Origin of the sequence: Flavobacterium sp. LHD-85 (assembly GCF_030929595.1) — a bacterium.
GTDB lineage: Bacteria > Bacteroidota > Bacteroidia > Flavobacteriales > Flavobacteriaceae > Flavobacterium.
Map to the genome: position 1 here is coordinate 28911 of NZ_JAVFVR010000021.1, position 14290 is coordinate 43200.

The window sequence follows — 14290 nt, forward strand, 5'->3', positions numbered from 1 at the left end:
GGTTGAAACCAGAGGCTATGTTTTATTGCGCTTTAATTTAAATGAACTTATATCACTTATATGGTTCAAAAAATTTACAATTCTGTTATTTGAAAGTTCAAGGCTTTTAAATCATTCCAGAAATCTGGATACGATTTAGAAACTACTTCGGCATCATCAATAACAATTGGAACTTTTATTGCTAAAGGTGCAAATGCCATTGCCATACGGTGATCATTGTATGTTGCAATATGCACATCATGATTAATATCGCCAGAACGCAATAAAGTCAAGCTATCATTAGTAACAGAAATATTAGCTCCTAATTTAGTAAGCTCGATTCTCAATGCTTCAAGTCGGTCTGTTTCTTTAATTTTTAAAGTATGAAGTCCTGTTAAGTGGCATCCAATTCCTAAACCTAAACAAGTTACTACAATTGTCTGAGCGATATCTGGTGTATTATTTAATTCAAAATTTACATCTTGATAATTGAATCCAGCTACTTTTTCCAAAGTCATTTTATTGTTTTGAAAAGTTGTCTTTACTCCCATGTTCTCATACAGAGAAACCAATTCAGAATCTCCTTGAAGGCTGTTTTCTTTGTAACTGCTCAAAGTGATTTTTGCAGCATCGGACAAAGCTACTAAACTAAAGAAATAAGAAGCCGAACTCCAGTCAGATTCTACAACCATTTCTTTTGATTCAACCGCTTCTTTCGGATAAACTTTGATGACGTTTCCTTCAAAGCTTGTTTTAATATCTAAATCAGCTAGCAAAGCCAAAGTCATTTTGATATATGGAATTGAAGTAATTTCTCCTTCTAAAGTCAACTCTAAACCATTGTCTAATTTTGAAGCCACTAATAGAAGCGCAGAAATATACTGGCTGCTCACATTTGCTGCCAAGTTTACTTTTGAAGCCGTAACTTTTTTTCCTTTAATTCGAATCGGCGGATATCCTTCTTCTTTTTCATAAGAGATTTCAACTCCCAATTGTCTTAAAGTATCAACCAAAATTTTGATTGGACGTTCCTGCATTCTGCTTGAACCTGTCATTACTACTTCTCTTCCTTCGTTTACAGCAAAATAAGCAGTCAAGAAACGCATTGCTGTTCCCGCATGGTGAATGTCTACAATTTCGTCATTCCCTGCTAAAGCTTTTTGCATAACTTCACTATCATCAGAATTAGAAGTATTGGCTAAAGTAATATTTGGGAATAATGCTTTTAATAATAGTAAACGGTTCGTTTCACTTTTAGAACCTGTAATATTTAGTTGCGAATCATCAATGTTGAATGGTGAATTCGTCGTTAATTTTAAATTCATGATATTAGTTATGAGTTGCGAATTATGAGTAACATAATCCAAGCGTGCAATTTACCACTCCTCGCCCGTAAATCAAAATTCACGCTGAAATTTCACAATTATTTCAATTTATCATTGTTTTTGTGACGATCTTTATCTCTAACCGATTTTAGATCCATTTTTTTGTCAAAAGCAGCCTGTAAATCGATTCCTGTTTGATTAGCCAAACACAACACGACAAAAACAACATCTGCCAATTCTTCGCCTAAATCTTTGTTTTTATCGCTTTCTTTTTCAGATTGTTCACCATATCGGCGGGCAATAATTCTAGCAACCTCGCCAACTTCTTCTGTTAGCTGTGCCATATTGGTCAATTCGTTAAAATAGCGAACTCCGTGTTCTTTTATCCAAGTATCAACATCTAACTGTGCATTTTTCAAATCCATCTTCTATATCTTTTTAAGAATTATTTTTTCATTTTGGCTTACAATCATCTTCTGAAAAAACTCTTTTATCATTCCGTAATCCTCAGCTGCAAAAATACTATTGTTGATTTCTTTTTGGCTTACAATTTGAATTTTGTTTTCTGTAACTGAAAAATTTAAGATAAACGACATCTGTTTATCTTCTGAAGTTATCTTTATCGGTTTGGGTATAGATTCTACAGCATATCCTTCTGGAATCTGAATACTAAAATTGTACTTTTCCATGTTTTTATATCCGAAATAAACAGGCATTTGTCTTCTTTCCTGATTAAACGGGTTTTTACTTCGGGTAAAAAACAATAATGGATTGACGAAAATCTTACCCTGAATAATATCTGAGCGGCTTCCAGAAGCAAAAGAGAAAGTTTCTATAACAGACTGATCTAAATTTGATTTCTGATTCTCTATTTTATAATTGGAGATGTTCAAACCTCCCAAATTATTTTCAAATTTTTCAAGATAAGCGTCTTCCGTTTTGGCCTTGTTTTCTTCTCTGAAACTATACGCATCATATTCTGTTCGCTGTACTCTACCTTGACCATTCATTTTTCCGTCAGGATCAATTTTGACTATAAGGCTGTAAATTTCTTTTGACTGTATTGCTGGATCTAATTCAATTTCTTGTGAATTTCCATCTTTCATAATTAATCTTCCCTTCCAATTTAGAACATTTAATGGCAAAATGTTAGGAGTTGTAAGCTTACGAGTTGCATCTAGAAGAATTCTTTTACCGTCAATTTCAGCTGCAGCTATAACATAATTGAATCCTGTTCTTGTGGGATAAACCGGAAGTCCATTTTGGATTGTACTTACTAAAACCGGATTTGCTTCTATACCAGCCACACGAAGCATATTTATCAAAATAAAATTGATCTCCGCAACATTTCCTGTTTGTTCTTTGTATGCTTTTTCAACTCCTTTTTCTGTATAACAGCTATTAATCTCATTCCAGTTCATTCGATTTTTAACATAGGTAAAAATCAGATTCAATCTTTCATTTTTATCTTCTACGTTAGACAACAATTTATTCAGATCATCTGTAAATAATGTAGTTTCATTAAGCTGCTTACCAAAACTTTCGTCTTTAAAAATAGTTTTGGCAACACCTTCCCAAGTTAAACTGTAATCTTTAACCGGCTGATCTGGAAGACGAACCCTTTCAAGTTCTTGCTGAATGCTTCCTCGATAATTTTCTAGATTATTTATATAAGGTTCTTCTTTTAATGCTGGAACGTCTTTTCCTGTATAAAAGGTTTCAATTTGTTTATAGCTAAATGAGCTTGTCTGACTGTAAAGATTATCAAAACTCTGACTGGCACTTGTAAATTTAGATTCCGTTTCGAGCGGAATTCCGCCGATCAAAAGCGGTTTATAGATATAAAACTCTGGAATCTGTGTTTTATAATAAAAATAGTTAACAGGAATATCAAACTGAATATCGAAATCTGGAAATTTTATAAGGTTTTCAGATCTTAAGACATATTTGTATTCAATGATAGAACCTACTTTCACATTTGGTAAAGTGATCGTTTTTTCTTTCCAATACTTATTAATCTTAGTTTTAAATTCTCCCTGATTATTTAGTTTTGTTTTTATAATGTTTCCGTTCTCTAAATTATACGTCACCGCTTCAGAAAATTCTAAGCGATCCTCATTTAACTTTTCATAACCGATATAAAAACGCACTTTCTGATCGGCCCAGCTTAGACCTTCTTTCTTATAAATTTTGATTTTTACTTCGCAAACATGATTGGCATAAAATCCAACATCTTTATTATAGCCAAAATAAGTCCTTCCTTTTTTAAACAAGATAGCAGCGGGGGCGCTGCTATCTTTAGGATGAACTTTCTCGTTTAATTCTGCAATTGTTACTTTACCCAAGTCATAATTCTGAGCTTGAATGGTAATTGTACTCCAAAAAAAGGCAATAAAAATTAGGAGAAACCTTGGCATAATTTAAATACGTTTTAAAACGATTTTTTCTGTTTGTTTAGCAATCATCGTCTTATAATATTCTTTTAGCATATCATACTTTTCGGTAGAAACAATCGCTTCATTTATCTGATGTAAAATAGATAATTGTAAAGTATCACCATTGGCTGCAATATTAAATTTAAAAGCACCCAGATTATCTTCCATTGTTAGTGCCGCCGGAGCTGGCAATGTTTCAACTGCAAAACCTTCTGGAATCTTAATTGTGATATTATACTTATCTGCAAAAGGATAACTAAAATCAACTGGATATTCTCGCACTTCTTGCTTAAAAGGGTTTTTATCGTTGGTAAAAAACAACATTGGACTTACGTATATTTTATCGCCAATTAGCTCGCATAGATTATTTCCTGTAAAAGAATACGTTTCTATAATTGGAAGAAGCATATCTTTTTCATTCGTTTTTGAGTACTCACTAATTTCTATTTTATTATTTTGGTTTTCTAGTTTTTCTAAATATTCTTCTTCTTTTAAGCTTTCAATATTACTTCGTGTAATCATTGCATTATAATCCATGCACTGTCTTCTTGTCTTACCTGTAACTTTTCCAGTATTATCAATACTATAATTCATAAAAACATTATCGGCCGAAGTTTTTTCTGGCATTAAATTAATTTCTTCCGACGACCCGTCTTTTCTGATCAATCTTCCTGACCAATTTAAAACTCTCAATGGTAAAACATTTGGAATCGAATATTTGTCAGTTGCATCTAGCAAAATATTTCCGTTTGGCGTTTCAACTGCAGCAATTACATAATTGAATGCTGTTCTGTTTGGGAAAAGAGCAATTCCGTTTGAACGTGTACTTACTAAAACAGGATTTGCTGTTAATCCTGAATAACGCAACATTGCAGTAAGCATTAGATTAATATCGGCAATGTTACCTGTTTTTTCTTTATACGCTTTTTTCACGCCATTATCACAGGCATAACCGGTGTAACTGTTCCACTTTATATTTGCTTTTACATGATTAAAAATAACCCAGATTTTTTCTTCTGGTGTTTTAGTCTCTGCAAGCAGCTTTTTCAAATCCTCTTCAAAATATCCTGTTTTATTTAATTCAGGACCAAAATCGTCATATTCATAAATTGTTCTTACAACAGAATTCCAATCTGAGGAATATTCTTTCATTGGAGAATTTGGAAACTTTGTCAATGATAACTCATGAGAAACCGCCGACATATAGTTTTCTATATTATTTACATAAGCTTCATCTTTCATTGCAGGTAAATCTGTAGCAATAAAAGTGGTTTGATTCTCCATATAATCATGTTTCTCTGTTGAAAAAGTAGTAGGCGCAGAACCAGGTCCCAAGTTTCTTTCTTTAATATTAAAAGTTACGGATTTTGGATTTCTTGCTGTGGTAACTTTGGGAAATAGATATCCTTTTTGTCTTGAATTAAAAACATAATATTCAGGAATAAAAGTTGAGAATTCAGAATAATTAACAGGAATACTGGATTGAAAAGCCCATTCTCTGATAATTCTAGGACTCGGACATTTTATAGTATATCGAAACTCTATTACAGACCCTTCTTTTACATTTGGCATTGTCATTTTCTTCTGAGCTACGTATTTACTTAAGACTTCATCAAAAACTCCGTCACTCTTCAGCTTTGTTTTCTCAATTTTACCATTCACTAAATTATAAGTAACCACATCACCAAAAAAAACTTTTTCTTTTAAGTTACTGTTGTTTTGATACCATACTGCTTGGTTGGCCCAATCGTATCCTTCTTTTCTATAGATTTTAATTCTAGTTTCCACATCAGTTAATGTGACAAAACCATCATTAGGATCATATTCAATTCTTGCTGTCCCTTTTTTATACAAAATAGCAGCTGCCGCTGCAGAATCTTTCGGGTGCGCCTTTTGTTCTAATTCTGCTATGGATACTTTTCCTAATTTAAATTCCTGCGCCATCGCTTTTGAAGCGATTAATAAAATCGCAGTAAGGCTAAACAATTTAATAATTTTCATTGGTAATTTTTGGTTTGCTTTTGGTTACACTTGTTAGTTTTTGGTCAATATTATTTTAGCGTTATCGTTTCTTGAAACTTGCTCCATAAACAGACGATACTCATCATATTCTTTGCTCGAATATTTTCCTTTGTTTAGAAACATAGACCTTTTATAAGTCAATTTGTTATTGTCTTTTTTTATGATTTCGGTTTTATACTCGCCAAATTTTCCTTTTAACTCATAATTTGAGGGCAGGAATTCTATCTGATAACCTTCGGGAAGATTGATTTCAATTTCATCAGTATCTAAATAGCCACGCTGAATTTGAAATGGATTTTTGCGGTTCCTAATTCGTTTTACATTTCCTGTATATTGATTGAAAGCATCAACTACAAAAATCATTTTATTCCCAGTCAGCGTTCCGTAATTTGCAGCACTTATTTGAACATCTTCAGTAAAACGAACATTTTCTTTATCATTGGTAAAAGTAATTTTGCCCAACTTCAGGTTATTAATATTATCCCAGTATTCTTTGTAATGCTCTTCTTTTTCGTTTGGTTGCATAGTTTCTACTCTAGATTTAGAAGCATATACACTTCCTTGAGACGCTATTTTTAATGCTCCAGAAAAATTTCCTGTTTGGTCAATTGTATACACTCCTTTGCCATCTTGAGTGTTTCCTTTATCATCATAGATTTTAGTTCGCACAATTTCTCCTCCCTCTGGCTTTACAACCAAAACATTCCTATCGTCTGTAAATGTTCCTTGATATCCAAATGGATCATCTTGACTTGTGCATTCTAGCCAGATGTAATTATCTTTATTAGGAATTGCCAAAATCATATGATTTCCTTGCATCGAAACAAAATCAGACTGAATATCTTCTTTATAGCGATTGCCATATAAAATAGTATTATATGAAGGAACGTCTACAACCTTCAAAAGTGCTTTTGTATAATTTGATAATGCTTTGCAATCTCCATATCCTAACCGATCAACATCATTGGCCAGCATAGGTTTCCAGCCGCCAATACCAACTGCGATGTTTACATATCGGGATTTTTTCTGCACATAATCGTAAATGATTTTGGCTTTCTTAACAGGATCTTTTTCGTCTCCAACAAGAGCTTTGATTTTTGTTTTGGTTTCTTCAGGCAAAATAGTTGTGCCAGTTAAGATTTTATCTCCATACCATTTACCAAATGCTTCCCAAGTAGTAGCATTTCCGTCGACTCCTTCTAAGTGGAAGTTTTCTAACCCCATCATGACTTTAGGAAAAAGATCTGAAGGAGAAGGACTAAGATCTTCTTGTTTTTGAGCAAGTATATTTGTTGCTAAATAACTTAAATTGGTGTCAGTATCGACTGTTTTTTTTATATTGAAATTATCAAATCGGAACTCTTTCTTCTTAAAGCCCAATCCTTTTGGATAAGTAACATTCAAAATACATTTTTCTATGCTTACGTAATAATTACCAATAAAATACCATTGCGGAATAAATGCTGTATTTGACGTTTCAGTTTCGCACGTAAAAGCAATTGTAAAAGGATATGAAATCGGAGTGTAATCTAAAAAAACTACTCGATTATCTGAGAAAAGAGTGCTTCCGCTTACGGCGCTCTGATCCCTAAAATCTTTTCTTTTTATTTTCTTTATCTCATTTCCTAAAGCATCATAAACAATAGCTTCAATATTTTTTATTGAAGTTGTTTTATCATAATGACTAAAGGCATCAATATCTTTTAAACCTTTTTCATTTAAAACAGAAACGACTCTTTGAGTTTTAATATTCATGCTTCTTTGTGAAGCAATGACTATATCCATTTGGTCTAAGCGAAGAACAGCATTGGCATTTTGCGTTAAACTATCAGGAATAGAAAATATAGGATAAATACTCTTTTGAGCAGTAATACTTGCGGTAAATAAAATAAAAAATAATGCGCAACAAAGGTTTTTCATTAGTAGGGATTTTCGTCAAATATATATTATTTTCAGAAATCCTTAACAAATGTTTAATAATATTTTACTCCCTGTTTTTGCTATCCATTACGATTGTAACTGGGCCATCATTTAAAAGGCTGACTTTCATATCCGCACCAAAAATTCCAGTTTGAACCTTCTTCCCCAACTCTTTTTCTAATGCCTGAACAAAGTTTTCATACATTGGGATTGCAAAATCTGGTTTGGCGGCTTTTATATAAGAAGGGCGATTTCCTTTTTTTGTAGAAGCGTGAAGTGTAAATTGACTTACCACAATAATATCTCCGTCAATATCCTGAACCGAGCAGTTCATAACATCATTTTCGTCTCCAAAAATTCTCATCTTTATGATTTTTCCAGCAAGCCAATCAATATCTTCCTGAGTGTCGGCCTCTTCTATTCCGACTAAAACCAATAAACCTTTTTGAATATCGGCAACAATTTTAGAATCGACTGTTACTGACGCTTGGGAAACCCTTTGAATTACTACTTTCATTTATTTTTAAGTCTGAAAGTCAAAAGTCAAAAGTCAAAAGCCTAGCACGTTTCTAAAAAACTTTAAGACTTTCGACTTTTGACTTTCGACTAATTTTACTTTCTCGTTTCATCACTCGCAGCACGATCTTCACCATACGTGTCAGTACGATAGTGCTCATCATCACCTTCAAGGATTTTAAGATAACTATTATATCTTGACCAAGCGATTTCGTCTTTTTCCAAAGCTGCTTTTATGGCGCAATGCGGTTCTTCTTTGTGTAAACAATTGTTAAACTTACATTGATCTTTCAATTTGAAGAATTCTGGAAAATAATCGGTGATTTCTGTTGGTTCCATATCAACGATTCCAAAACCTTTGATTCCTGGAGTATCAATAATTCTGGCATCAAAAGACAAATCGTACATTTCTGCAAAAGTTGTAGTGTGCTGTCCTTGCTTGCTTTGTTCTGAAATCACCGAGGTTTTCAAATGAAGACTAGGTTCCATTGCATTGACCAAAGTTGATTTTCCAACTCCCGAATGTCCAGAAAACATACTTACTTTCCCGATCATCATTTCTTTCAATTTGTCAACACCTTTATTTTCTGTTGATGAAATTCGAAGACATTTATACCCAATTTCCTGATAAATATGCTGCAGATAAAGCTGATCATCTAAAGTCTGATCATTTAAAGTATCGATTTTATTAAAAATCAAAACAGCTTCAATTCCATAGGCTTCGGCGGTAACCAAAAAACGGTCAATAAAACTTGTAGTTGTTGGCGGATTATCAATCGTAACCAATAAAAAAACCTGATCGATATTGGAAGCAATAATGTGAATCTGTTTTGACAAGTTAACCGATTTACGAACGATATAGTTTTTTCTTTCGTGAATATTATGAATCATTCCGGTAACGGCATCTGACGTTTCCTCCAATTCATAATCAACAATATCGCCTACAGCAATTGGGTTGGTACTTTTGATACCTTTTATTCTAAATTTCCCTTTCATACGGCATTCTATAAAATCTCCTTTTTCAGATTTTACGGTGTACCAGCTTCCTGTAGATTTGTATACGGTTCCTGTCATTCTTTAATTTTAAATTGCTGATTTTAGATTTTAAATTAAAAACCTAAATCTTTGCAAAGATAAATGAATAATTTAAACCATATAAGTTATATAAGTGAATATAAATAGAAGTCCTTCTAACAAAAAATCCCCATCACTTTTTTTCAAAAGTAACAGGGATCTTTAAAAAACAATCTAATTTTAAATGTGTGATATAATTAAACTCAATAACAAAGCTTTTACAAAACTTAAATTATCTTATATCACTTATATGTTTTAAAGAAAATTATGCGTTGAAAATTTTCTCTTGGTGTCCGATACTTTCTTGGTGAATCGCTTTGAACATTCTTAAAACGAATTCTTCAGTAAGACCTTTTTTCTCCCCTTCTAGAATCATTTTTCCTAAGATTTCGTTCCAACGGTTGTTCTGAAGAATCGCAACGTTTGCATCTTTTTTCACCTGACCAATTTCGTCAGCTACTTTCATACGTTTCCCTAATAACTCTAATAAGTTAGCATCCAAAACGTCGATATTAGCTCTTAATTTTTTCATTTTTTGGCTGTACTCGTCTGTAGTATCGTCTGTTTTTCTGATAGTCAAATCTTTGATGATTTGTTTCAAAGCATCTGGAGTTACTTGCTGAGCTGCATCAGACCAAGCGTTGTCTGGATCGATATGCGTTTCGATAATCATACCATCGTAGTTCAAGTCTAAAGCCTCTTGAGTTACTTCGAAAATCATTTTACGATCTCCAGTAATGTGAGATGGATCGATGATTAAAGGTAAATCAGGGAATTTATTTTGCAATTCGATAGCAATCTGCCATTCTGGAATGTTTCTGTATTTTGTTTTTTCGTAAGTAGAGAAACCTCTGTGGATAACTCCCAATTTCTCGATTCCAGCCATGTGCAAACGCTCAACACCACCTAACCATAAAGCTAAATCTGGGTTTACTGGGTTTTTAACCAAAACAATTTTGTCAGTTCCTTTTAAAGTATCAGCAATTTCCTGAACTGCGAAAGGGTTTGCCGTTGTACGTGCACCAACCCATAATACATCGATATCGTGTTCTAAAGCCAGTTTACAGTGAGCTGCAGTTGCAACTTCAGTTCCCATTAATAAACCAGTTTCAGCTTTAGCTTTTTGCAACCATTTTAATCCAATTTCACCAACACCCTCAAATCCTCCTGGACGAGTTCTTGGTTTCCAGATTCCAGCTCTGAATACGCTTACTTTTGAATCTTTTAATTCGTGAGCAATTTTCAAAACCTGATCTTCAGTTTCTGCACTACAAGGTCCAGCTATCACAAGTGGGTGATTTAAATTGAAATCTTCTAACCACTTTCTCATTTCTTTCTTATTTTCCATCGTTTTTATAGTTTACTTTTTTATAGTTATTCCGTTTAATATTTCTCTAATTTTATTTACGCTTTCCATTTCTTCAAAAATGGCGTTATAATTGTCGTCTGCCAACAAATCTCTAAACTGAGTCAAATTTGCAATATAACCTTCTAAGGTTTCCAGAACGTATTCTTTGTTTTGTTTAAAAATGGGTGTCCACATTGCTGGTGAACTTTTTGCCAAACGAACAGTACTTTCAAATCCACTTCCCGCCATATCAAAAATATCCTGTTCGTCTTTTTCTTTTATCATTACTGTTTTTCCGAGCATAAACGAACTAATGTGCGATAGATGCGAAACGTAAGCAATGTGTTTGTCGTGCGAAACTGGATCCATATATCGAATTCTCATTCCTATTTCGCTGAAAAGCTGCAACGCTTTTTCCTGCAATTTGAAAGCAGTTTTTTCTACTTCACAAATAATGTTTGTCTTTCCGTTAAACAAACCTTTTATTGCTGCTGATGGTCCGGAAAACTCTGTTCCGGCAATTGGATGCGTGGCAATAAAATTTCTTCTTTTCGGATGATTGGCCACCACATCGCAGATTGGCTTTTTTGTCGATCCTACTTCAAAAACTATCGTTTTATCTCCAACTGCATCCAGAACTTTAGGCAACACTGTCAGCGCAACATCAACCGGAACCGAAACGATTACAAAATCTGCTTTTTGTAAATCTTCGAAGCTTCCCGCTTCGTCAATAACTCCAAGATCAATTGCTTCCTGCAAATGTTTTTCATTATTGTCGATTCCGAAAATAGTCGCATTCGGATGCTTTTCTTTGATGTCCAACACCATCGAACCGCCTATTAATCCTATTCCTATTACGTATACTTTCATAATTTTTTAAATTCCAAAATTTTAAATTCCAATTAAAAAGGCTTCGACTTCGCTCAGCTTGACAATCTGGATAAAAATCTTGATTCTTGATTCTAAAATCTTAATACTTAAAATCGGTCTATCGCTTCTTGTACTTTTTCTTCTTTCACACACAATGAGAATCTGATATATCCTTCGCCGTTACTTCCAAAAATGGTTCCTGGTGTAATGAAAATATGTTTCTCATATAATATTTCGTCAATGAACTTCTCTGCTGATTCGATTCCTTCTGGCAATTTTGCCCAGACAAAAAGTCCAACTCCTTCTTTATATACTTTACAGTTTAGCTTTTCAGCTAACTTTTCTGTTAATTCTCTACGGCGTCTGTAAATTTTGTTTTGGTCTTCGAACCAAGATTTATCACATTTTAAAGCTGCGATAGCTCCTTTTTGAATTCCGTAATACATTCCGCTGTCCATATTGCTTTTTACTTTTAGAACTGCATCAATAATTTCAGGATTTCCTAAAACCATTCCGACTCTCCAGCCCGCCATGTTGAATGTTTTACTTAGCGAATTCAGCTCTAAAGCCACATCTTTTGCCCCATCAACTTGCAATAAACTCATCGGATTATCATTCAAAACAAAACTATACGGATTGTCGTTGATCAATAAGATGTTGTGTTTTTTAGCAAAAGCAACCAATTTTTCAAATAACGCTAAACTTCCTCTCGCTCCTGTTGGCATGTGTGGATAACCCATCCACATAATTTTTACTTTCGAAAGATCCAGTTTTTCAAGAGCTTCAAAATCTGGTTCCCATCCGTTTTCTTCTTTTAAATCGTAATAAACCGGAACTGCCTGAACCAAATTGGTTACCGAAGTATAAGTTGGATAACCTGGATTCGGAATTAAAACGTGATCGCCTTCATTTAAAAACGCCAACGAAATGTGCATAATTCCTTCTTTTGAACCCATTAATGGTAAAATCTCATTATTCGGATTCACTTCAACACCAAACTGATCACGATAAAAATCTGCCATCGCCTGCCTCATTTCTGGTAATCCCTGATAGCTTTGATAACCATGCCCGTTTTCGTCTTGAATTGCTGCAGCGACTGCTTCAATTACTGCTTTTGACGGACTCAAATCAGGGCTTCCAATTCCCATGTTGATGATCGATTTTCCTTCAGACATCAACTGACGAACTTCTCTTAGTTTTGATGAGAAGTAGTATTCTTCAACTGTGTCTAATCGTTTTGCTGTTGTAATCATTGTTTTTAATTTTTGCTATATGCTTTAAGCTTTACGCTCTATGCTTTTTCTCTTTTTGACTTGTCACCCTGAGCGAAGTCGAAGGGCTTTCCAATTGGAACGTGGGCTTCGACTTCGCTCAGCCTGACAAAACTTTTAACTTCTAACCTTTAACCCTTAACTTCCTTAAGGCCTTGTATTCTTATATTCTCCCAACACTTTGAAATACTCTGCCATGATGTTTAATAACGTTTTGGCTTTTGCGAAATCTTCGTATTTCTCGAATGTTACATCTACGAAGAATGAATACTTCCAAGGTGTTTCAATTTTTGGAAGCGACTGGATTTTTGTCAAATTCAGTTTGCAGTCGCTCATTACATTCAAAACCGCCGCTAAGCTTCCTCTTTTGTGATCTAATTCAAATTTTACAGAGGCTCTGTTGATTTCGCTTTCTGGCAAAAATGAATTTTGTTTTTTAATGATTACGAAACGAGTCATATTATTTTTGATCGTTTGAATCGATGGTGCAATAATATCAAGATCGTACATTTCAGAAGCCGTCACACTTGCAATTGCTGCAATCCCTGTCAACTGTTTTTCCTGAATTCTTCTTGCCGTTTCTGCTGTATCTTTATCCTCAACCAATTTGATATTTGGATATTGTTTCAGGAAATCCATACACTGCAAAAGTGCCATTGGGTGCGAATGAACTTCTTTTATGTCTTCAATTTTCTGACCTTTTAAAGCCATTAAATTCTGCTGAATGTTTAAATAATGCTCTCCAATTATGTGCAAATTATTCTTATCAATCAATGCATAATTTGGAATAATTGGCCCTGCAATTGAATTTTCGATCGCCATTACAGCCTGATCAGATTTTCCGGCAATAAGGCTGTCGATCAATTCTTCAAAAGACAAACACTCATCAATATCCACATTTTCAGAGAAATACTCTTTTACAACCTGATGATGAAATGATCCTTTAATACCTTGTATTGCAATTTTCGTTGTCATATAGTCAAAAAAAAATCCTGATTTGCATCAGGATTGTATATTAGTTTTATTTGTCTTAAAAATTTTTCTCAAATAACCATAGCACAATCCTGACTTCTACTAAAGAAGAAATAAAAATTGTTGCTAAAATAAAAACGGTTACTTGCCATTTTGTTTGTGTTATTTTGTAAATTCTCTGCGAATGTATAAATTATTTTTAGTGCACCAAAAAAAAGATTGCATTTTATGAAACAAAAAAGGATTTCTTAACAAATTTAGCAGGTTTTGTATGATAATATAAAAAAATCGGCTTAAAATGAGATATATACAATGGCTTTTTTTTGAGACTCTAAGATACTAAGCTCCTAAGATTCTAAGTTTTTTTCGCCACGAATTCACGAATTAGGGCAAATCTTTGTGGGTATTTAATTCAAATTTCACAGATTACTCAGTGTTTTTGTCATTTCTGTAAAAGTCATTTATTTCGGTAACGGATTTATCATTTCGATTGGCTTTTTTCCATCAATTCCCTGATGGGGTCTTTCATGATTATAGTAATATAAATATTGTAATAAT

The 14290-nt window shown here is 33.6% G+C and carries 11 protein-coding genes; all 11 read right to left on the reverse strand.

What is annotated here, in order from left to right; all coding sequences use genetic code 11:
• Positions 1–74 precede the first annotated feature (74 nt).
• A complete protein-coding gene (locus tag RB618_RS22600; protein WP_308070891.1) occupies positions 75–1304 on the reverse strand; it encodes a 3-phosphoshikimate 1-carboxyvinyltransferase in 1230 nt (409 codons plus the stop codon).
• Between the two features lie 98 nt (positions 1305–1402).
• Complete coding sequence (locus RB618_RS22605) at positions 1403–1729, reverse strand: nucleotide pyrophosphohydrolase (protein WP_012022600.1); 327 nt, start codon at positions 1727–1729, stop codon at positions 1403–1405.
• Positions 1730–1732: 3 nt separating this feature from the next.
• Complete coding sequence (locus RB618_RS22610) at positions 1733–3721, reverse strand: DUF3857 domain-containing protein (protein ID WP_308070893.1); 1989 nt, start codon at positions 3719–3721, stop codon at positions 1733–1735.
• A gap of 3 nt (positions 3722–3724) precedes the next feature.
• Positions 3725–5740, reverse strand: a complete 2016-nt coding sequence (locus tag RB618_RS22615) for a transglutaminase domain-containing protein (RefSeq protein WP_308070894.1) — start codon at positions 5738–5740, stop codon at positions 3725–3727.
• A gap of 33 nt (positions 5741–5773) precedes the next feature.
• On the reverse strand, positions 5774–7681 hold the full coding sequence (locus tag RB618_RS22620) for a DUF3857 domain-containing protein (RefSeq protein WP_308070895.1): 1908 nt from the start codon (positions 7679–7681) through the stop codon (positions 5774–5776).
• Positions 7682–7745: 64 nt separating this feature from the next.
• The gene (gene dtd / locus RB618_RS22625; RefSeq protein ID WP_308070896.1) at positions 7746–8198 is read right to left on the reverse strand and encodes a D-aminoacyl-tRNA deacylase; all 453 of its coding nucleotides are present in this window, start codon (positions 8196–8198) and stop codon (positions 7746–7748) included.
• Positions 8199–8293: 95 nt separating this feature from the next.
• Positions 8294–9271 (reverse strand): ribosome small subunit-dependent GTPase A, encoded by a 978-nt coding sequence (gene rsgA, locus RB618_RS22630; RefSeq protein ID WP_308070897.1) that lies wholly within the window; start codon positions 9269–9271, stop codon positions 8294–8296.
• A gap of 265 nt (positions 9272–9536) precedes the next feature.
• The gene (locus RB618_RS22635) at positions 9537–10619 is read right to left on the reverse strand and encodes a bifunctional 3-deoxy-7-phosphoheptulonate synthase/chorismate mutase type II (protein ID WP_026728420.1); all 1083 of its coding nucleotides are present in this window, start codon (positions 10617–10619) and stop codon (positions 9537–9539) included.
• A 12-nt stretch (positions 10620–10631) separates the two neighbouring features.
• On the reverse strand, positions 10632–11489 hold the full coding sequence (locus RB618_RS22640) for a prephenate dehydrogenase (RefSeq protein WP_308070898.1): 858 nt from the start codon (positions 11487–11489) through the stop codon (positions 10632–10634).
• Positions 11490–11596: 107 nt separating this feature from the next.
• Entirely contained in the window at positions 11597–12742 is a 1146-nt protein-coding gene (locus RB618_RS22645) for an aminotransferase class I/II-fold pyridoxal phosphate-dependent enzyme (protein WP_308070899.1), read from the reverse strand.
• Positions 12743–12907: 165 nt separating this feature from the next.
• A complete protein-coding gene (locus RB618_RS22650) occupies positions 12908–13735 on the reverse strand; it encodes a prephenate dehydratase (protein ID WP_308070901.1) in 828 nt (275 codons plus the stop codon).
• Between the last annotated feature and the right edge of the window lie 555 nt (positions 13736–14290).

Coding starts and splice junctions, on each gene's coding strand:
- rsgA (WP_308070897.1), bottom strand. CDS start 9,271: ATGACAGGAACCGTATACAAATCTACAGGAAGCTGGTACACCGTAAAA.
- RB618_RS22620 (WP_308070895.1), bottom strand. CDS start 7,681: ATGAAAAACCTTTGTTGCGCATTATTTTTTATTTTATTTACCGCAAGT.
- RB618_RS22650 (WP_308070901.1), bottom strand. CDS start 13,735: ATGACAACGAAAATTGCAATACAAGGTATTAAAGGATCATTTCATCAT.
- RB618_RS22645 (WP_308070899.1), bottom strand. CDS start 12,742: ATGATTACAACAGCAAAACGATTAGACACAGTTGAAGAATACTACTTC.
- RB618_RS22605 (WP_012022600.1), bottom strand. CDS start 1,729: ATGGATTTGAAAAATGCACAGTTAGATGTTGATACTTGGATAAAAGAA.
- RB618_RS22600 (WP_308070891.1), bottom strand. CDS start 1,304: ATGAATTTAAAATTAACGACGAATTCACCATTCAACATTGATGATTCG.
- RB618_RS22640 (WP_308070898.1), bottom strand. CDS start 11,489: ATGAAAGTATACGTAATAGGAATAGGATTAATAGGCGGTTCGATGGTG.
- dtd (WP_308070896.1), bottom strand. CDS start 8,198: ATGAAAGTAGTAATTCAAAGGGTTTCCCAAGCGTCAGTAACAGTCGAT.
- RB618_RS22635 (WP_026728420.1), bottom strand. CDS start 10,619: ATGGAAAATAAGAAAGAAATGAGAAAGTGGTTAGAAGATTTCAATTTA.
- RB618_RS22610 (WP_308070893.1), bottom strand. CDS start 3,721: ATGCCAAGGTTTCTCCTAATTTTTATTGCCTTTTTTTGGAGTACAATT.
- RB618_RS22615 (WP_308070894.1), bottom strand. CDS start 5,740: ATGAAAATTATTAAATTGTTTAGCCTTACTGCGATTTTATTAATCGCT.